This window comes from Methylobacterium nigriterrae (assembly GCF_037106235.1).
Lineage (GTDB): Bacteria > Pseudomonadota > Alphaproteobacteria > Rhizobiales > Beijerinckiaceae > Methylobacterium > Methylobacterium nigriterrae.
Genome location: NZ_JBAWTG010000588.1, coordinates 1 through 400 on the forward strand (window position 1 = coordinate 1; position 400 = coordinate 400).

Genomic DNA, 400 nt, shown 5'->3' on the forward strand with positions numbered 1-400 from the left:
GGAGGCAGGAATCGCCCTCGGTCAGCCCCACCGCGCGCAGCCGGATGAACAGCTCGCACAGGAGGTGGCCGATCCGCTCGAGGCCCGTGCGCTGGCCGATATTGACCGTCCATTCCCGCTGGATCGCAACGGCGACCAAAGCCTCCCACCAGACGGCACGGGCAATCCGCGGATGCTGGTCGGTGATTCTCAGGAATGTGTCCTGGTGGATCTCGGCGAGCTTCACGGGCGTGATGGTGCCGATGGAATGGTCCATCTCGCGCAGCACGAAGGCATGCAGGTCGAAGAGATCGCCCGGCAGGAAGAACGAGACGATCTGTCGGCGCCCATCCTCCAGCTGCTTGTAGCGGCAGGCCCAGCCTTCCAGGATCAGGTTGATGTGCGGCGGGGGATCGCCCTC

At 65.2% G+C, this 400-nt stretch carries 1 protein-coding gene; it reads right to left on the reverse strand.

All coding sequences use genetic code 11. The annotated features are described in order from the left end of the window. Window positions 1-400 (reverse strand): Crp/Fnr family transcriptional regulator (locus WDW90_RS38350; RefSeq protein ID WP_336492907.1); only part of this gene is annotated, 400 nt, incomplete at both ends.